The organism is Stenotrophomonas chelatiphaga, from assembly GCF_032054965.1.
Taxonomy (GTDB): Bacteria; Pseudomonadota; Gammaproteobacteria; order Xanthomonadales; family Xanthomonadaceae; genus Stenotrophomonas; species Stenotrophomonas chelatiphaga.
Window position 1 is genome coordinate 1 of the sequence record NZ_DAMBRS010000012.1, and the last position, 18,569, is coordinate 18,569.

Sequence of the window (18,569 nt, forward strand, 5' to 3'; positions counted from 1 at the left end):
CAGGCCTTGCTGGCCGCCTGATCCCCCAGCTGTCCAACTCCCGGGGGTCACTTCACCATGGGGGCTCGCTGTTCGCATCCATGCGAACAGACGGTCCTGCATGGCCCACCCGCCCGGCGCCCTGACAGGTCCCGGGGGCCGCCAGCCGCGGAAAAAGAAAAAAGAAAAAGCGGTAGCGCCGACCCATGGTCGGCGGAAACCATCAAACCCCTTTTCCCTCGACATCCGCCGACCATGGGTCGGCGCTACCAGGCCCGCATGTTCCATGGCCACCATGGACCTGTCGAAGTGGGGCGGGGTGGGTTGGCGGGGGCGTTGAGCGCCATGGATGGCGCGAAACGAGGCCAGCAGGAGCGGCTCTTGCCGTCCCCCGCCAACCCACCCCGCCCCGCCACCACGCAGCCCTGCAGCTCTTGACGTTGACGTTGACGTGGACGTTGCTCCAAAAGCGGGCAGCCGGGCCGCAGGCCCGGCAACCCCGACCCATCACCAGTTGCCGGCACCCGGCACCTGGTGGGCCACCGCGCGACGGCGCATCAGCAGATTCAACCATTCCACCAGCACCGAGAACCCCATCGCCGCGTAGATGTACGGCTTGGGCACATGCACGTCCAGGCCATCCAGGATCAGCACCGCGCCGATCAGCAGGATGAAGGCCAGCGCCAGCATCTTCACCGTCGGGTTGGCATCGATGAAACGACCCAGCGGGTTGGCCGCCAGCAGCATCACCGCCACCGACAGCAGGATCGCCGCCACCATCACCGGCACGTGGTCGGCAATGCCGACGGCGGTGATGACCGAGTCCAGCGAGAACACGATGTCGATGATCGCGATCTGCAGGATCACCATGCCGAACACCGCCGACGCCTTGGTGGTGGTCGGATCTTCATCCTCACCGCCGGTGATCAGCTCGCGGATCTCCATGCCGCCCTTGATGATCAGGAACAGGCCACCGAGGATCAGCACCAGGTCACGGATGGAAATGCCCATGCCGGCCACGGTGAACAGGTTCGCTTCCATGTGCGCCAGGTAGGCCAGCGACACCAGCAGCAGGATGCGGGTGATGCAGGCCACCGCGATGCCCAGCTTGCGCGCGAACGGGCGGCGCGCTTCGGGCAGCTTGCTGACCGCGATGGAAATGAACACCAGGTTGTCGATGCCGAGCACGATTTCCAGCGCACTCAGGGTGAGCAGGGTCAACCAGACGTTCGGATCGGAGAGCAGTTCAACAAATGCCATGGGGGGTCTTCGCAGTAAGTCGGGAGAGGGGTCAGAACAAGCGGGGGACCAGGATCAGCCCCCAGCACAGCAGTACATTCATCATCAGCACGAACACCGCGGCCGAGCCCATGTCCTTGGCACGACCGGCCAATTCGTGGATTTCGGGACCGTAGCGCTCGATGACCGCTTCGATGGCCGAATTCAGCAGCTCGGTGGCCAGCACCAGCAGCATCGAGCCGATCATCAGGATGCGCTCGATCGCACTGTCACCCAGCCACAGCGCCACCGGGGTGAACAGCAGCAGCAACCAGGCTTCCAGCCGGAACGAGGACTCGTGCAGCCAGGCCGCACGCAGACCCTGCCACGACCAGCGCGCGGCCTGCAGGATGCGACGCGGTCCACGCGGCATGTGGCCGAACTGGTCAGCCATGACAGCGTGCTCCGGCGGGAGCGCAGGCGATCAGGTCGCAACAAGGCAACCGCAGGGACAGGGAGCGGACGGTCATGTAAAGCCAGGGTGGGCAGCAGGCCACTATTTTGCCATAAGGCCACGCCTGGCACCCCGCCGCAGCCGGCAAGGGCCCTCCCGCGCCGTTATCATCCAAGGCTGCAACCCGCTGGAGATCCTGATGAACCTGCCACGCCGCCCGCTGCTGCTCGCCCTCGCCCTCGGCCTGTCCACCGCTGGCTTTGCCCACGCGCTGTCGCCGCCGCGGCCTGCGCAGGTGCCTGAAGAAGTCTCCAACGTGGCCTGGGCCGGTGACATGGCTGCCTTCGCCAAGGCCGACCAGGCCAGCCCGCCGCCGCGCGGCGGCATCGAATTCGTCGGCAGTTCTTCGATCCGGATGTGGGACAGCCTGGCCGCCGATTTCCCGGGCAAGCCGGTGATCAACCGCGGCTTCGGCGGTTCGGAAGTGCGTGACAGCACGTATTACGCCGACCGCATCGTGGTGCCGTACGCCCCGTGCAAGGTGTTCCTGTACGCCGGTGACAACGACCTCAACAGTGGCCGTACGCCGGCCCAGGTACGCGACGATGTCATCGCCTTCGTCGGCCGCGTGCACCGCGATCTGCCGTCGACGACGGTGGAGTACATTTCCATCAAGCCGAGCCCATCGCGTGCGCACCTGCTGCCGGGCATCATTGAAGCCAATGCGATGATCCGCAGCGCGCTGGCCTCACTGCCGAAGACCGGTTACACCGACATCTACACGCCGATGCTGGGCCGCGACGGCCAGCCGGATCCGGCCCTGTTCCGCGAGGACATGCTGCACATGACCCCGGCCGGGTATGCGATCTGGACCAGGGCGCTGGCGCCGAAGGTCCGCTGCGACTGAACCACCAGCGGGGCGGCGTGACGGCCGCTGGCCCGGTAGTGACGGCCGCTGACCGTCATGATTGCAGCGGCCGCTTCGCTCGCCGGGCATGACTCGGCGCCCCCTTCCCCGCGGGGCGTCGCGGTTCAGCGGAAGATGACGGTCGCTTCGGTGCCCTTGCCCGGCTGGCTGGTCAGGGTCACCTGCCAGCCGAAGCGGTCGCACAGCCGGCGCACGATCGACAGGCCCAGCCCGGTACCCTGCGGGCGGTCCGGCTCGGCGCGGTAGAACGGCTCGAAGGCCTTCTCCAGCGCCTCGGGGGACATGCCGATGCCGGTATCGTGCACGCGCACCCGGTCGTGTTCGACGAACACGTCCACGCGGCCTTCGTCGGTGTAGTTGCAGGCGTTGCGCACCAGGTTGCTGACCACTACCTGCAGCACCCGCGGCGGACCATGCAGCTCGACCACGCCGCTGGAATGCAGCTCCACGTGCACCGGACGATCGACCATCAGTTCGGTGGCGGTGTCCACTTCATGGCGCACCACCTCCACCACGTCGAACATCTCCATCTGCGGCTCGACATCGGCCTCGCGCGCCAGGATCAGGAAGGCATCGATCACCGCCTCCATCTCGCGGCCGGCGCGCTGGATCCGCTGCAGGCTGCGCTGCTGGCGCGGCGATGCGGTTTCATCGGCCAGCGCCATGTCACTGGCGACCCGGATCACGGTGAGCGGAGTGCGCAGCTCATGGCTGGCATCGCGGGTGAAATTGCGCTCACGGGCGACGTTCTCGGTGACCCGGTTGGCCAGCGAATGCAGCGCCGCGGCCAGCTGCCGGGTCTCGCCCTGCATGTCGGCGGGCAGCTTCTGCGGGTCCAGGTCGCTGGCCTGCGGCTTGCCCGGGTCCCAGCGCGATACCCGGCGCGCCAGCCAGTTGACTGGCGACACCAGTCGTTTGGAGGCGCGGTAGGTCACCCAGCTGGCGCCGTATACGGCCAGCAGGGTCAGCAGCACCGGGACGATGCCGAACCAGAACGCCAGCATCTCCGCGCGTGAGCGCAGGAACACCAGGTACAGCCGACCTTGCGGACGCACGTCCACCCAGACGAGCTGGTCGTCGCCGCGCAGCTCATGGAAGCCGGCGGGGAGATCACGCAGGTTGGCCGGCAGCGACAGGCTTGAACGCCCGGTTTCCACCAGGTAGCCGCGGATGTTGTGCGTATTGGGCGGCGGCTGGGTGGGCGAGGCCTCGTGCAGCGTCCAGTAGTACGTCGCTTCTTCGCGCAGGGCGGCACTGACCAGGCTGTGCTTGATCACCAGCGATACCAGCCATGCACCAAGCAGTATGCCAAGGCTGGCCAGCACGGCCTGCAGGATGAAGGCGATACGTATCTTGCGCGGCAGGCCGTGCGGCATCAGGGGGATCACTACGGAAGATGGCCGCGCCGAGTATAGGCAGCGGGTGCGTCAGTCCCCCGTGCAGGGGCCGGCGGCGGCCTGCACGGGGACCATGACGACGATGTCAGCCCATCGGCTGGGCGATATCGGCGATGCGGTAACCGGCGCTCTGCACGGTGTGCAGCAGCGGACGGTCGAACGGCTTGTCGATGATCTTGCGCAGGTTGTACAGATGGCTGCGCAGGGTGTCCGAATCCGGCAGCCCATTGCCCCAGATCTCGCGCTCGATTTCCTGGCGGGTGACCACGCGCGGCGATTCGCGCATCAGGATGGTCAGCAGGCGCAGGCCGATCGGCGACAGCTGCAGTTCGGTGCCGGCGCGGGTGGCGCGCATGCTGACCGGATCCAGCACCAGGTCGGCGACCTTCAGCACTTCCGAACCCACCTGCCGGCGCTCGCGACGGATCAGGGCGCGCAGGCGTGCTTCCAGTTCCTGGATGGCGAACGGCTTGGTCAGGTAATCGTCCGCGCCGAAGCCCAGGCCGGTCAGCTTGTCGTCCAGCGTGTCACGCGCGGTCAGCATCAGCACCGGCGTGGACTTGCGGGCATCGTTGCGCAGGCGGCGGCAGACTTCGATGCCGTCCAGGCGCGGCAGCATCAGGTCCAGCACGACCACGTCGTAGCTGTTCTCAGCCGCCAGACGATAACCGTCCAAGCCGTCCTGGGCATAGTCGACCTCGAAACCACGGCCTTCCAGATACTCACCGATCATTTCGGAGATATTGCGGTTGTCCTCGACGACCAGAACAAGGCCGGAGGTTTCCTTCGTCTGACGCATGGTCTTCCCTCTAACTTCAGCTTTGTGAAACATGCCGGATCGACGGTGCACGCGGCGTGAAGTGGACGCACACGCTCGCTGAACGCTTCAGAGCAGCGGCTGCAGCAGCGGCCAGACGTTGGACAGCACCTTCGGCTGGGCGCCTGCGGTGGGGTGCAGGCCGTCGGACTGCATCATCCCCGGCTGCAGCGCCACGCCCTCCAGCAGGAACGGCAGCAACGGCACCTTGTACTGGTCGGCCAGCGCGCGATACACCGCGGCCAAGCGCTGGCGGTACGCCGGGCCATAGTTCGGCGGCACATCGATGCCGAGCATCAGCACCTTGGCGCCGCCCTGCTGGCTGGCCACGATCATCTTCTCCAGGTTGGCGCGGATCTGCGCCGGGGTCAGTCCGCGCAGTGCATCGTTGCCCCCCAGGGCGATGACCACCACGCCGGGCTTCTCACGCGCCAGCAGGCCGGGCAGGCGCGTGGCCGCACCGGCGGTGGTTTCCCCGCTCATGCTGGCGTTGACCACCTGTGCCGGCGAGCCCGAACGGGTGCTGAGCCGCTTGCCCAGCAGGTCCACCCAGCCGCTGCCGGCCGGGATATTGTGGGCGGCACTGAGGCTGTCGCCGAGCACCAGAACGGTCGTTGCTTGACCTTTGGCACACGCCAGCACCGGCAACAGCAGCAACCATGCCAGCAGCATTCCCATCCGGCCGATCGTCCGGCCTCGTCCTGTAACGCGCATTGGAGTCTCCTCATCGACAGCCTGTCCCCCCGCAGCGCGCCCGTCGCCATCGACGTCGACCAGGTCGGCAAATCCGTGCATGGCCCGGAGGGTGAAGTCCACATACTGGACAACATCAGCATGACGGTACATGAAGGCACCTCGGTTGCGATCGTCGGCGCCTCCGGTTCCGGCAAGACCACCCTGCTCGGCCTGCTGGCCGGGCTGGACCTGCCCAGCCGTGGCAGCATCACCCTGGCCGGCAGCGTGCTCGGCAGCCTGGACGAAGAAGCCCGCGCCCAGCTGCGCGCACGCGAAGTCGGCTTCGTGTTCCAGAGCTTCCACCTGCTGCCGGCGCTGACCGCGGCAGAGAACATCGCACTGCCGCTGGAGCTGGCCGGACGCGAAGACCCGTCCCGGGTCGAGCAGGTGCTGGAGGCCGTCGGCCTGTCACACCGCGCGCGGCACTATCCACGCCAGCTGTCCGGCGGCGAACAACAACGCGTGGCGCTGGCGCGGGCCTTCGTGGCACGCCCGCGCATCCTGTTCGCCGATGAACCCACCGGCTCGCTGGACCAGGCCACCGGCCAGCACATCAGCGACCTGCTGTTCGCGTTGAATGCCGACAGCGCAACGACCCTGGTGCTGGTCACCCACGACCTGCGCCTGGCGCAGCGCTGCCAGTTCATCCATCGCATCGACAACGGCCGCCTGCAGCAGGTCACGCACGGAGCGGACGCATGAACCTGCTGCGCCACGCGCTGCGTTCGCTGCGCCGCGAAGCGCTGGCCGGCGACCTGCTGACGGTGTTCGCCGCGCTGGTGCTGGGCGTGGCGGTGATGACCGCGGTCGGCACGCTGGTGGACCGGGTCAACCTGGCGCTGGCCAACAGCACCGCCGAAATGCTCGGCGGTGACCTCGGCATCAGCGGGCGCGCCGAAGCGCCGGCCGAGCTGGTCACCGAAGGCACGCGGCGCGGACTGCAAAGCACCCGCATCGCCGCCTTCGGCAGCGTGCTGTTCCATGGCGAGGCCAGCACGATGGCCACCATCAAGGCCGTCGAAGCCGGTTATCCGCTGCGCGGACAGCTGCGCGTGCGTAGCGGTGCCGATGCCGTACTGAACGAAGCCGCCGCCGCACCGGCACGTGGGGAAGCCTTCGCCGATCCACGCCTGCTGCAGGCGCTGGACCTGCGCATCGGCGATCAACTGGAGTTCGGCGCAGGTACGCTGCGGGTGGCCGGCAGCATCGAATCCGAACCGGATACGTCCAGCGAACTGCTCACCCTGTCGCCCACCCTGCTGGTCAACCGCGCCGACGTGGAAGGCACCGGCCTGCTCGATCCGGGCAGCCGTATCAGCTACCGCACGATGTTCATCGGCGAGCCCGAGGCCATCGCGCAGTTCCGCCAGTGGCTGCAGCCGCGCGTGCAGGGACTGCGCCTGCTCGGCGTCGGTGACACCCAGCGCGGGGTGCGTGAGTCGTTCCAGCTGGCCGGGCGTTTCCTCGGGCTGAGCGCCTTGCTGGCGGTGCTGCTGTCCGGCGTCGCCACCGCGCTGGCCGCCAATCGTTTTGCATTGAGCCGTATCGACCAGGTCGCCGTGCTGCGCTGCCTCGGCGCGCGCCAGCGCGACATCCTCGGCAGCCTGGCGCTGCAACTGCTGTTGATGGCGATCCCGGCCTGCATGGTCGGCGTGCTGGTCGGCATGGCAGCGCAGGAAGGGCTGGTGCAGATCCTCGGCGGACTGGTGCCGCAGCGGCTGCCGCTGCCGCAGGCGATGCCGGCGCTGACCGGGGCCGGCATCGGCCTGCTGCTGCTGCTCGGCTTCGGCCTGCCGCCGCTGCTGCGGCTGCGCAACGTGCCGCCGATGCGCGTGCTCAACCGCAGCTTCGCCACGCTGCCGCCGACCTCGCTGCTGGTGTACGCCGGAGCACTGCTGGCCAGCCTGGCGCTGACGGTGCAGGTTACCGGTGACCTGAAGCTGGCCCTGTGGGTACTGGGCGGACTGGCGGCGCTGGCGCTGCTGGCGGCCATCGGTGGCTTCGCGTTGCTGATGCTGGTGCGTGGGCTGCAGCATCGCCTGCACGGCAATTGGCGGCTCGGGCTGGCGGCGCTGACCCGCCGCCGCGCGCTGGCGGTGATGCAGCTGGTCGGGCTGTCGTTGTCGCTGTGTTCGCTGTTGATGCTGGCCGTGGTCGGTCCAGGCCTGCTGCAGCAGTGGCGCGACCGCCTGCCGGCGGATACGCCGAACTACTTCCTGATGAACATCCAGCCGGACCAGCGCCAGATCGTGCTGGATGCGCTGACCACGCAGGGTGCGGTGGATGCCAGCGTGGAACCGTTCGCCACCGGTCGCCTGCTGGCCTTGAACGGTGAGGCGCCACGTCGCCGTGGTGATGACCAGGAGGCGGCGCAGGACACTGGCGCGCAGCCGACAGCCGATGAGGACAACGACCGCGACCGGCCGCTCAACTTCAGCTGGCGCACCACCTTCCCGCCCGCCAACCAGCTGCTGCAGGGTCGCTTCTGGGCGGCCGACAGCACCGCCGCCGAGGCCTCGGTGGAGGAAGGCTGGGCGCGCCGTTACGGCGCCAGACTGGGAGACCGGGTGACGCTGCAGGTCGGCGAGCAGCAGCGTGACTACGCCATCACCAGCATCCGCAAGGCCGAGTGGAACAGCTTCCGGGTCAACTTCTTCGTGCTGCTCAACGCCAATGCGGTCGGCGATGCGCCGCACAATCTGATTTCGGCCTTCCACCTGCCGCGTGCCAAGGCGGCCGGGCTGGGCCAGCTGGTACGCGAGCAGCCGAACCTGTCGCTGCTGGATATCGATGGACTGATCAGCGAGGTGCGGCAGGTGATGGATCGGGTCGCGCAGGCGATCCAGGTGGTGATGGGCTTCAGCCTGCTGGCCGGCGTGCTGGTGTTGCTGGCAGCGCTGCAGTCGACCGCCGGTGAACGGCGTTATGACAGCGCGGTGCTGCGCACGCTGGGTGCCACGCGGCGCCAGCTGCGCGGTGCGGTGCTGGTGGAATTCGGCGCGTTGGGGCTGCTGGCGGCGACGCTTGCGGTCGGTGCGGCGGCGATCATCGGCGTGGTGGTGTCGCGGCAGGTGTTCGAGCTGGCGCTGTTGCCGCCGTGGCCGGGGTTGCTGGCCGGTGGTGCGTGCGGGGTGGCGTTGAGTGTGTTTGCCGGATGGTGGGGCACGCGGCGGATCCTGCATACGCCGCCGGCGCTGGCGTTGCGCGAGGCATAGGCTGCAGGGGGTGGCTGGCTACGGGCCGGGGCCGGGCGACGGACTACGTGCCGGGGCCGGGCGGTGGGACTGGGCGGGGGACGGCAAGAGCCGCTCCTGCGGGCCTCGTTTCGCGCCATCCATGGCGCTCAACGCCCCCGCCCAGCCCCACCGCCCGGCCCCCTGACAGGTTCCGGTGACCTTCACCCGCGTAGCGAGAGGACTCTGACCCCGTGTCCTCGAGGGCGTTCACGGATACGATGGCGCGCATTGCGCCTATGCGTTGCGAGATCGCACGCCATTAGCGTGGAGACTCCTTCAAGGAGACTTCCCCGATGCGCGCGCCCGTGCTGCTGCTCTCACTCGTCCTGTTGTCACCTGCCTGCGCCCATGGGCAGGCGTTCGTCCATCCCGGCATCCTGCTCGACGCGTCCGCGCTGCAGGCAACCCGGGACGCGCTGCGGGCGGGAGATCCGCTCAAGACCTCTGCGATGGTCGCCATGCGGCAGAGTCCGCTGGCATCGTTGGAGCATGTCGCCACACCGTTTGTCCGGGTGGAATGTGGTTCCTTCGACAAACCCAGCATCGGCTGCAAGCCCGAACGCGACGATGCCAAGGCCGCGTATACGCATGCGCTGCTGTGGGCTTACCTGGGCGAGCCGGCGCATGCACGCAAGGCGGTGGAAATCATGGATGCGTGGGCGAACACGCTGACCGGTGGCCACCACAACAGCAACGCGCCGCTGCAGGCGTCCTGGACGGCGCAGTTGTGGACACGTGCGGCCGAACTGATCCGGCACACCAGCACGGCGTGGCCGGAAGCGGATGCCCGACGCTTCGGCGACTGGCTGATCGCGCAGTACCTGCCGGACATCAACCGCATGGGGCCGTGCCCCGGTGGGAACTGGCATGCCAGCGGCATCGAGGCACGCATGAACATGGGCATCTACACCGATCGTCGCGATATCCATGACCGCGCCGTGGGCGACTGGAACACCCGCCTGCCAACCTATGTCTACCTGCCGGAGGACGGTGCTACGCCATTGCCGCGTCCCGCCTGCGCGACCCCCATCGAAACCCTGTGGTTCGGCCAGACGGTCATGGCCGCGGGCCTTGCAGAAGAAACCTGCCGCGACCTGGAGCATACGGCCTATGGGCTGGCCGCCTACCTCAACGCGGCGGAAACCAACCGCCTGCAGGGGGGCAGCCTGTACCAGGCGCAAGGCGAACGACTGGTCGCTGCGATGGAGTTCCACACCGACATGCTGGCGCGGCCGGTGGTGCCGGCGTGGCTGTGCAAGGGCAAGCTGGTATCGGATGTGCGCGGCACCCTGGAGATCGGCTATTCCCATTTCGCCGGACGGCTGGGAAAAGCTCTGCCGCACACCGCTGCCTGGCTGGCCGGGCATCGTCCCAGCCAAGGGGATTTTCATTTTCTCTGGGAGACCTTGACCCACGGCAGCGCGCTCGGCGAATAGGAGTCGTTGACCTGTCGCGCACGCCGCAGGCGCATAATCCGCCGACCCCACCGGCGTGATCGACATGGCCCAGTACCTCTACCCCGTGCTGCTGCTCCTGGGCAGCAACATCTTCATGACCTTCGCCTGGTATGGGCACCTGAAATTCAAGAGCGCACCGTTGATGACGGTGATCCTGATCAGCTGGGGAATCGCGTTCTTCGAGTACTGCCTGCAGGTTCCCGGCAACCGCCTGGGCAGTGCGGTGTATTCCGCACCGCAGCTCAAGGGCATGCAGGAGGTCATCACCCTGGTGGTGTTCGCGGTGTTCTCCGCGTTCTACCTGGACCAGCCGCTGAAGTGGAACCACTACGCCGCCTTCGCGCTGATCGTGGTCGCTGCCCTGCTGATGTTCAAGGAATGAGCGGAGACGCCTCAGGCGTGCATCGCAGACGGCGGCGAATCAGCGGTGCCATCCGCGCTTTCAAGGCGTGCGATGCGCCGTGCGGTTGCACTGCCCAGCGATGACAGCGGGGCCAGGCTTGCCGCCAGCCCACTGCCCTGCTCCACCGCGTGCAGCTGCACCGCGCACATGCGCCAGCGCTGCCCGCCCAGGCTTCCGGCCAGGCGCCGCCACAGGCGCTCGCCGACACTGGCGTCATCGCTGCCGGCCGGGCGTATCGCCAACCCGGCGACCAGCCGGTCCCATGCAAGGAAATCGCTGTCCGGCAACAGGTACAGCCGCCAGCAGCAGCGACCACGCGCGTCGGTGAAGCACAGGCTTTCGCGCACGCCTTCACTGTCCAGGCCCTGGCAGGCGTGGGCGGAGACCGCATCCTGCCAGCCGGCCAGCTCATTGCTGTCGGCGCGGTACAGGCACAACACGGTGCCCAGCGATGCCAGCTGGCTGGCCGTGGGCCGGCCGATGGCCTGCGATAACGGCAGGCCGCGCGGCATGCTGGCGCGTACTGCGGACAAGGCTCTGCTCATGGGATCACCGTGTCATGCACGTGGTCGTGCGAAGGGATCCCCCGGGGCCGCCACCACCGTCCGAAGACGCTGGCCGGAGGACCGAGGGGGAGAGAGACAGGAGGGGCGGCCGCCGTGTGGACCGCGTCGCGCGGTGGCGCGGCGCTGCATCCGGGAGGGGAGCGGCCGACCCGTTTACTTGGTCAGGATCAGCTTGTCGTTGCTGGTGTGGCGCAGCCGGTAGAAGCGGTCGCCATGCTGGATGAGGATCTCGCGACGCCCCTTCAGCAGGGCCTCGCTGTCGATCACTTCCTCGGCGGGCACGGCACGGACCGGGCGGTCACGGAGGGTCAGGGTTTCGGGACGAAGCAGCACTGCTTGAGCATTCATCGTCTGGACTCGGTGCGAGGGACGACTCAAATGATAACGATTCTCAGTTCGCAATCAACACCCATTCTCAAATTGATTGATGGGATTGATGATTGGATTGCAATATTCAATAGATAAAGCCTATCGAAGGTAGCGCCGGGCCCGCTCGGCGGAGACCTGCGCACCCGCCGAGCCAGGCCCCGCGTGCCCTGTATCAGGCGAACACCGCCTCCACCTGGCCCCAGGCCGCCTCGTCCAGCGCACCCACCAGCTCAAGCGCCTGCAGGTTCTGCAGCAGCTGCTCGACCCGGCTGGCGCCCAGGATCACGCTGGACACGTTCGGATTGCGCAGGCACCAGGCGATGGCCAGGGTGGCCGGGGCGACGCCCAGCCCGGCCGCCAGTGCGGTGTAGCGCCGCACCTGCTGCAGCCGCGCCGCGCCGTCCGCACCCAGCACGATGTCCTGCAGCCAGGCCATGTCGTCCAGCCCCAGCCGCGAACCGGCGGGGAAGCCGTCGTTGTACTTGCCGGTCAGCAGGCCCGACGCCAGCGGCGAGAAGGTCGTGGTGCCCAGCCCGGCCTCGGCATACAGGGGGGCGTACTCGCGTTCCACCCGGTCGCGGTGCAGCAGGTTGTACTGCGGCTGCTCCATCGTCGGGCCCTGCAGATTGTGCCGACGCGCGACGTCCAGCGCTTCCTGGATCTGCATCGCCGACCATTCCGAGGTGCCCCAGTACAGCACCTTGCCCTGCCGGACCAAGGTGTCCATGGCGTGCACGGTCTCGGCGATCGGGGTATCCGCGTCAGGACGGTGGCAGTAGTACAGGTCCAGGTAGTCCACCCGCAGCCGCTTCAGCGCCGCATGGCAGGCATCGGTCACATGCTTGCGCGACAGCCCGCGCTGGGTGGGCGCCGGGTCCGCCGCGCTGCCGAAGAGCACCTTGCTGGACACGCAGAAGCCGTCGCGCGGCAGCCGCAGGTCGGCGATCACATCGCCCATCACCTGCTCGGCGCGGCCGTTGGCATAGCCCTCGGCGTTGTCGAAGAAGTTGATCCCGTTGTCCCAGGCCGCCGCGACCAGGTTGCGCGCCTGGTCCCGGGCCACCTGGCTGCCAAAGGTGACCCAGGCGCCGAAGGACAGCGCGGAAAGCTTCAACCCGGAGGTTCCAAGGCGGCGGTAAAGCATGCACAACTCCTGCTGCAGGCCCGCAGATCGGGCCGGAAGGGGGTTCATTCTAACCGCGCCGCGTCGCCTGCATCCCTTGTCAATACAGCGCGTATCGGCGCTGATCGCCCCCCGCTGCGCGCTTTTCCTTGCCCCGGCCCCTGCCCTGCTCTAGGCTTCCCGTTTTTCGCGGTGCCCTCAGGGGATTCAACATGGTCGAAGGTTTGGGCAGGATCGGCTTCGGCCTGTTTGGTCTGGCGGTGCTCATCGGCATTACCTGGCTGTTCTCCAACAACAAGCGCGCGGTGGACTGGAAGCTGGTGGCGACCGGCCTGCTGCTGCAGATCGCGTTCGCCGCCGTGGTGCTGCTGGTGCCGGGTGGCCGCGACGTGTTCGATGCGCTCGGCCATGGCTTCGTGAAGGTGCTGAGCTTCGTCAACGAAGGCTCCGGCTTCATCTTCGGCTCCTTGATGAACGTGGAAAGCTACGGCTTCATCTTCGCCTTCCAGGTACTGCCGACCATCATCTTCTTCTCCGCGCTGATGGGCGTGCTGTACCACCTCAACGTGATGCAGGCGATCGTGCGGGTGATGGCCCTGGCGATCACCAAGGTGATGCGCGTGTCCGGTGCCGAAACCACCAGCGTCTGTGCCAGCGTGTTCATCGGCCAGACCGAAGCCCCGCTGACCGTGCGTCCGTACATTTCGCGGATGACCGAATCGGAGCTGCTGACGATGATGATCGGCGGCATGGCCCATATCGCCGGTGGCGTGCTGGCGGCCTACGTCGGCATGCTCGGCGGCGGCGATCCGGAATCCCAGGCCTTCTATGCCAAGCACCTGCTGGCGGCCAGCATCATGGCCGCACCGGCGACGCTGGTGGTGGCCAAGCTGCTGATCCCGGAAACCGGCACCCCGCTGACCCGCGGCACGGTGAAGATGGAAGTGGAGAAGACCTCCAGCAACATCATCGACGCCGCCGCCGGTGGCGCCGCCGACGGCCTGCGGCTGGCCCTGAACATCGGCGCGATGCTGCTGGCCTTCATCGCGCTGATCGCGCTGCTGAACGCCCCGCTGACCTGGATCGGTGATGTGACCGGCCTGGCCGCGGCGATCGGCCGCCCGACCAACCTGTCCACCATCTTCGGCTACCTGCTGGCCCCGATCGCCTGGGTGATCGGCACCCCCTGGGCCGATGCCAGCACGGTCGGCTCGCTGATCGGCCAGAAGGTGGTGATCAACGAGTTCGTCGCCTACAGCGAGCTGTCGCGCATCATCAACGGCCAGGTACCGGGCGTGACCCTGTCCGAAGAAGGCCGGCTGATCGCCACCTACGCCCTGTGCGGCTTCGCCAACTTCAGCTCCATCGCGATCCAGATCGGCGGCATCGGTGGCCTGGCCCCGGAACGACGCCAGGATCTGGCCCGGTTCGGCCTGCGCGCCGTGCTGGGCGGTACCATTGCCACTTTCATGACCGCCACGATCGCCGGCGTCCTGACCCACTTTGGTTGATACCCTCGGGTACCACCGCGCTTCACTGAGAACCGTTTTCCTATGAGCAGCAACGTCGTCGTCGTCGGTTCCTTCAATGTCGATCATGTGTGGCGGTGTGAAGCACTGCCCGCACCCGGGGCGACCATCGCCGGGCGCTACAGCACCGGTCCCGGCGGCAAGGGCTTCAACCAGGCCGTGGCCGCGCGCCGCGCCGGTGCGCAGACCACCTTCGTCTGCGCGCTGGGCGAGGATGCCGGCGGTGCCATGGCCCGCGGCCTGGCGGCCCAGGACGGCTTCACCCTGAGCGCCGAAGCGAGCACCGAACCGACCGGCACCGGCGGCATCTACGTCGATGCGCGTGGCCGCAACACCATCGTCATCGGGCCCGGTGCCAATGCGGCGCTGAGCATTGGCTTCGTGCAGCAGCAGCAGGCGCTGCTGGCCGGCGCCAAGGTGGTGCTGGTGCAGCTGGAATCGCCGGTGGAAACCATCGAGGCCGCCCTGGCGGTAGCGCGCGAAGCCGGTGTCACCACCGTGCTCAACGCCGCCCCGGCCGATGCGCCATCCAGCATCGGCCTGCTCAAGCTGGCCGATGTCATCACCCCGAATGAAACCGAGTTCGCTGCGCTGCTCAGCCGCCATGTCGGCGAGCGCGTCGACCCCAACGATGTCGCCGCGCTGGACGGTGCCAGCCTGCACGCGCTGTGCCGCAAGCTGGTCGGCAGCGGCACCGTGGTGGTGACGCTGGGTGCGGTGGGCGTGTTCGTGTCGCACGATGAAGACACCCTGCGCGGTGACAGCCAGCCGTATTACCGCGTCGGCGCCGAGCAGGTGCATGCCATCGACACCACCGGTGCCGGTGATGCCTTCAACGGTGCGCTGGTGGCCTCCATCGCGCATTCGCCGGATGCACCGTTCGCGCGCCACGTGCGCTTCGCCAACCAGTTCGCCGGCCGTTCCACCGAGAAGGAAGGCGCCGCTGCGGCGATGCCCCACTTCACCCCGGACGACCAGCCGGCGTAAGCCCCGGTAGTGACGACCGCTGGTCGTCAGACGCTTGCCCGCCCTGGTGGGTGACGACCGTTGGTCGTCACGCTGTTGCTGTCCCGCTGCGCTCGCCGACCATGGGTCGGCGCTACCTGCCCGGTGGGACACCCAGCCGCCCACCATGACCCGTGCCTGGGGGCGGCGGAAGCAACCGTCAAGCATCTGCTGATGCCGGTGTGGCATGAGCCCCATCCGGATTGGCCTGAACCGGGCGCTCCCGCCAGCAGCCCGGCCCGCGCGCCCGCACTACAATGGCCGCATGCAGATCGGCCCTTATTCCATTGCCCCCAACGTTGTGCTGGCGCCCATGGCCGGCGTCACCGACAAGCCGTTCCGGCTGCTGTGCAAGCGCCTGGGCGCGGGGCTGGCCGCCTCGGAGATGACCATCTCCGATCCGCGCTTCTGGACCACCCGCAAGTCCCTGCACCGGATGGACCACGACGGCGAGCCCGACCCGATCAGCGTGCAGATCGCCGGGACCGAACCGCAGCAACTGGCCGAGGCCGCACGCTACAACGTCGACCATGGCGCGCAGATCATCGACATCAACATGGGCTGCCCGGCCAAGAAGGTGTGCAACGCCTGGGCCGGCTCGGCGCTGATGCGCGATGAAGACCTGGTGGCGCGCATCCTCAGCGCGGTGGTCAACGCGGTCGACGTGCCGGTGACGTTGAAGATCCGCACCGGCTGGGACTGTGACCACCGCAACGGCCCGCGCATCGCCCACATCGCCGAAGACAGCGGCATCGCGGCGCTGGCCGTGCACGGCCGCACGCGCGACCAGCACTACACCGGCCAGGCCGAGTACGAGACCATCGCCGCGATCAAGGCGGCATTGCGCATCCCGGTGATCGCCAATGGCGATATCGATTCGCCGCGCAAGGCCGCCCACGTGCTCGCCGTCACCGGCGTGGACGCGGTGATGATCGGCCGCGCCGCGCAGGGGCGTCCCTGGATCTTCCGCGAAGTGGCGCATTACCTGGCCACCGGCGAAGCACTGCCCCCGCCGCCGCTGTCCGAAGTGCGCGACATCCTGCTCGGCCACCTGCAGGCGCTGCATGCTTTCTACGGCGAGCCGCAGGGCGTGCGCATCGCGCGCAAGCACCTGGGGTGGTATGCCAAGGATCGCCCGGAAAATGCGGCGTTCCGCGCAGTGGTGAACCGGGCCGAAGACCCCGCCAGCCAGATCGCGCTGACCACCGACTACTTCGATCGCCTGATCGCCGATACGCGCCAGACAGCTGCCGCTGAATGACTTCTACGCCGGGCAACGCCCGGCGCTACCCGGATACCCCCATGACGCCGCCGATTTCTTCGCCTACCTACCTGCACGGCTTTTCCAGCACCGAACAGGAGCGCCTGATGACCCAGGCCCGCCTGCTGGAGCCGACCATCTTCGGACAGATCGACTACACCGGCGTGCGCCGCCTGCTGGAAGTCGGCAGTGGCGTGGGCGCGCAGACCGAGATCCTGCTTCGTCGCTTCCCGGAACTGCACGTCACCGGCGTGGACCTGAGCGAAGCGCAGCTGGCCACCGCACGCGCCAACCTGGAAAAGACGCCCTGGTGCAGCGACCGCTACGTGCTGCAGCACGCCGATGCCGGTGAACTGCCGTTCGGCGCGCGCGCCTTCGATGGCGCCTTCCTGTGCTGGGTGCTGGAACACGTGCCCTCGCCGGCCCGGGTGCTGAGCGAAGTGCGCCGGGTGCTGTCGCCCGGTTCGCCGGTGTACATCACCGAAGTGATGAATGCCTCGTTCCTGCTGGACCCGTATTCGCCGCACATCTGGCGCTACTGGATGGCCTTCAACGACTTCCAGCACGACAACGGTGGCGATCCGTTCGTCGGTGCCAAGCTGGGCAACCTGCTGCTGGCCGGCGGCTTCCGCGATGTGCAGACCGACATCAAGACCATCCACCTGGACAACCGCGAGCCAGCACGGCGCAAAACGATGATCGCGTTCTGGGAGCAGGTGCTGCTGTCGGCGGCCGAGCAGCTGCTGCAGGCCGGTACGGTGGACGAAGAGACCGTGGACGGCATGCGCCGCGAGTTCCGCCAGGTGCAGAACGATCCGAACGCGGTGTTCTTCTTCTCCTTCGTGCAGGCCCGCGCGACCGTCTATTGATGCGGCCTGACGGTAGCGCCACGCCATGCCCGGCGAGCGCGCAGCGCGGCAGTGACGACCAACGGTCGTCACCCACCACGGCGGCGCTAGGGCGCCGGCTCGCGCCAGATCCGGTCCCACATCAGGCCCAGGCGGCGACCGACGTCGGCGCGCGCTTCCGGGCTGCTGTAGTCCCCGCGCAGCTGCTCCGGCACGATGCCCCGGAACTGGCCGTCGCGCTGCTCAGCCACGGCGAAGTTGAACGTGTAATCCGGCTCCAGCCCCATCCGCAGGTCGCTCAGCACCAGCCGGCCATCCACCACCTGCGCGCGCATGAAGCCACGATTGAACCACTGCAGCCGCTGCACGGCCGGAATGTCCGCCGCCTGGCGCAGCGCCTGCACGTTGGAGGGGAATCCTTTGAACTGCATCTCGCCTCTGTCTGCCACCAGCGAACGATCGGCCACCACGTAGCCGCTGGGGGTCATCGCCACCACCCGCCACAACAGCGTATTGAACGGCATGGGCACCGAGAACCGCGGTGCATCGCCCAGGCCCATCGCGGCCAGGCTGCGTTGCGCGGCGCGGTCCACCTGCGCCTTGGCCAGCAGGCTCCAGCCCAGGTAGCCACTGCTGACCACCAGTGCCACCGCCAGTGCCTTGCCGGCCCAGGGCCGGCTTCGCCCGAACCAGGCCAGCACGCAGCCCAGCAGCAGCCACACGGTGTACAACGGATCGATGATGAAGATGTTCGAGCCCATCGCCGGCGAGGGCCGCAGCGGCCACCACAGCTGGGTGCCGTACACGGTCATCGCGTCCAGCAGCGGGTGGGTCACCAGCGCCAGTTGCATCGCCCAGAACCAGCGCGGCGGCGACTGCGCCACCCGGCCGTTGCCGAAGCGCTTGAACAGCCACCACAGCAGCGCGGCCACCCACGGCAGCACCAGCAGCGAATGGCTGAAGCTGCGGTGCTCGGTCATCACCGCCACCGGGTCAGCGGCCATGAAACCCAGCCACAGCGCGTCAAGGTCGGGCAGCGTGCCGAGCGCGGCGCCGGCAAGCAGGGCGGCACGGCGATGGCCGGCCGGGGCGATGGCAGCGGCTACGGCGCCACCGAGTACGATCTGGGTAAGGGAGTCCATCGGACGATGCTAGCAGCCGCGCGTTGGCTGCGGTCTGCTGCCGCTGCGCTCGCCGGGCACGGCGATGCCGGCCGTCCTGACCGGCACCCTCCGGGCCGTCGC

Annotated in this window: 18 protein-coding genes; 9 read left to right on the forward strand and 9 right to left on the reverse strand. The window is 68.0% G+C overall.

Translation table 11 applies throughout. The features are described 5' to 3' along the window. Window positions 1-486: 486 nt before the first annotated feature. Complete coding sequence (locus RTX79_RS14015) at window positions 487-1,239, reverse strand: TerC family protein (RefSeq protein ID WP_057687422.1); 753 nt, start codon at window positions 1,237-1,239, stop codon at window positions 487-489. A 31-nt stretch (window positions 1,240-1,270) separates the two neighbouring features. Beyond that, window positions 1,271-1,651: a diacylglycerol kinase gene (locus tag RTX79_RS14020; protein WP_042613702.1), complete on the reverse strand. Its 381-nt coding sequence runs from the start codon at window positions 1,649-1,651 to the stop codon at window positions 1,271-1,273. A gap of 199 nt (window positions 1,652-1,850) precedes the next feature. On the opposite strand from RTX79_RS14020, the gene RTX79_RS14025 reads away from it, so the two are divergent. After that, window positions 1,851-2,558, forward strand: a complete 708-nt coding sequence (locus RTX79_RS14025; RefSeq protein ID WP_057687421.1) for an SGNH/GDSL hydrolase family protein — start codon at window positions 1,851-1,853, stop codon at window positions 2,556-2,558. Window positions 2,559-2,683: 125 nt separating this feature from the next. On the opposite strand, the gene RTX79_RS14030 is transcribed toward RTX79_RS14025, so the two are convergent. The 3 genes from RTX79_RS14030 to RTX79_RS14040 form a co-directional block, all read right to left on the reverse strand. Then, window positions 2,684-3,955, reverse strand: a complete 1,272-nt coding sequence (locus RTX79_RS14030; protein ID WP_309688035.1) for a sensor histidine kinase — start codon at window positions 3,953-3,955, stop codon at window positions 2,684-2,686. Between the two features lie 106 nt (window positions 3,956-4,061). Next, window positions 4,062-4,775, reverse strand: coding sequence for a response regulator transcription factor (locus tag RTX79_RS14035; RefSeq protein WP_042613699.1), 714 nt, complete (start codon window positions 4,773-4,775; stop codon window positions 4,062-4,064). Window positions 4,776-4,862: 87 nt separating this feature from the next. Beyond that, window positions 4,863-5,507 (reverse strand): arylesterase, encoded by a 645-nt coding sequence (locus tag RTX79_RS14040; protein WP_312684429.1) that lies wholly within the window; start codon window positions 5,505-5,507, stop codon window positions 4,863-4,865. 75 nt (window positions 5,508-5,582) lie between these two features. Between RTX79_RS14040 and RTX79_RS14045 the strand changes: the two genes are divergently transcribed. The 4 genes from RTX79_RS14045 (at window position 5,583) to RTX79_RS14060 (ending at window position 10,603) form a co-directional block, all read left to right on the forward strand. Beyond that, window positions 5,583-6,230, forward strand: a complete 648-nt coding sequence (locus tag RTX79_RS14045) for an ABC transporter ATP-binding protein (protein WP_312684431.1) — start codon at window positions 5,583-5,585, stop codon at window positions 6,228-6,230. Continuing rightward, entirely contained in the window at window positions 6,227-8,743 is a 2,517-nt protein-coding gene (locus RTX79_RS14050) for an ABC transporter permease (RefSeq protein ID WP_312684433.1), read from the forward strand. The genes RTX79_RS14045 and RTX79_RS14050 overlap by 4 nt, the downstream gene beginning before the upstream one ends. A 314-nt stretch (window positions 8,744-9,057) precedes the next feature. Beyond that, the gene (locus RTX79_RS14055) at window positions 9,058-10,200 is read left to right on the forward strand and encodes an alginate lyase family protein (RefSeq protein ID WP_312684434.1); all 1,143 of its coding nucleotides are present in this window, start codon (window positions 9,058-9,060) and stop codon (window positions 10,198-10,200) included. A 64-nt stretch (window positions 10,201-10,264) separates the two neighbouring features. After that, window positions 10,265-10,603: a DMT family protein gene (locus RTX79_RS14060; RefSeq protein ID WP_057507846.1), complete on the forward strand. Its 339-nt coding sequence runs from the start codon at window positions 10,265-10,267 to the stop codon at window positions 10,601-10,603. A gap of 11 nt (window positions 10,604-10,614) precedes the next feature. Here RTX79_RS14060 and RTX79_RS14065 read toward each other — a convergent pair whose 3' ends face one another. The 3 genes from RTX79_RS14065 to RTX79_RS14075 all read right to left on the reverse strand — a co-directional run bounded on the left by RTX79_RS14065 (window position 10,615) and on the right by RTX79_RS14075 (window position 12,703). Continuing rightward, window positions 10,615-11,169, reverse strand: coding sequence for a Hemin transport protein (locus RTX79_RS14065; RefSeq protein WP_428696012.1), 555 nt, complete (start codon window positions 11,167-11,169; stop codon window positions 10,615-10,617). A 174-nt stretch (window positions 11,170-11,343) separates the two neighbouring features. Continuing rightward, on the reverse strand, window positions 11,344-11,538 hold the full coding sequence (hemP, locus tag RTX79_RS14070) for a hemin uptake protein HemP (RefSeq protein ID WP_057507839.1): 195 nt from the start codon (window positions 11,536-11,538) through the stop codon (window positions 11,344-11,346). 193 nt (window positions 11,539-11,731) lie between these two features. After that, window positions 11,732-12,703: an aldo/keto reductase gene (locus RTX79_RS14075; protein WP_312684436.1), complete on the reverse strand. Its 972-nt coding sequence runs from the start codon at window positions 12,701-12,703 to the stop codon at window positions 11,732-11,734. Between the two features lie 191 nt (window positions 12,704-12,894). Between RTX79_RS14075 and RTX79_RS14080 the strand changes: the two genes are divergently transcribed. The 4 genes from RTX79_RS14080 (at window position 12,895) to RTX79_RS14095 (ending at window position 17,346) form a co-directional block, all read left to right on the forward strand. Then, window positions 12,895-14,193, forward strand: coding sequence for a NupC/NupG family nucleoside CNT transporter (locus tag RTX79_RS14080; RefSeq protein WP_057507837.1), 1,299 nt, complete (start codon window positions 12,895-12,897; stop codon window positions 14,191-14,193). Between the two features lie 42 nt (window positions 14,194-14,235). Next, complete coding sequence (locus RTX79_RS14085; RefSeq protein WP_057507836.1) at window positions 14,236-15,198, forward strand: ribokinase; 963 nt, start codon at window positions 14,236-14,238, stop codon at window positions 15,196-15,198. Between the two features lie 283 nt (window positions 15,199-15,481). Then, window positions 15,482-16,477 carry a tRNA dihydrouridine synthase DusB gene (gene dusB / locus RTX79_RS14090; protein WP_309688061.1) on the forward strand — a complete coding sequence of 332 codons (996 nt, stop codon included), beginning with the start codon at window positions 15,482-15,484 and terminating at the stop codon, window positions 16,475-16,477. 41 nt (window positions 16,478-16,518) lie between these two features. After that, a complete protein-coding gene (locus tag RTX79_RS14095) occupies window positions 16,519-17,346 on the forward strand; it encodes a methyltransferase domain-containing protein (RefSeq protein ID WP_309688063.1) in 828 nt (275 codons plus the stop codon). 86 nt (window positions 17,347-17,432) lie between these two features. Here RTX79_RS14095 and RTX79_RS14100 read toward each other — a convergent pair whose 3' ends face one another. Continuing rightward, a complete protein-coding gene (locus RTX79_RS14100; protein ID WP_312684438.1) occupies window positions 17,433-18,467 on the reverse strand; it encodes a metal-dependent hydrolase in 1,035 nt (344 codons plus the stop codon). Between the last annotated feature and the right edge of the window lie 102 nt (window positions 18,468-18,569).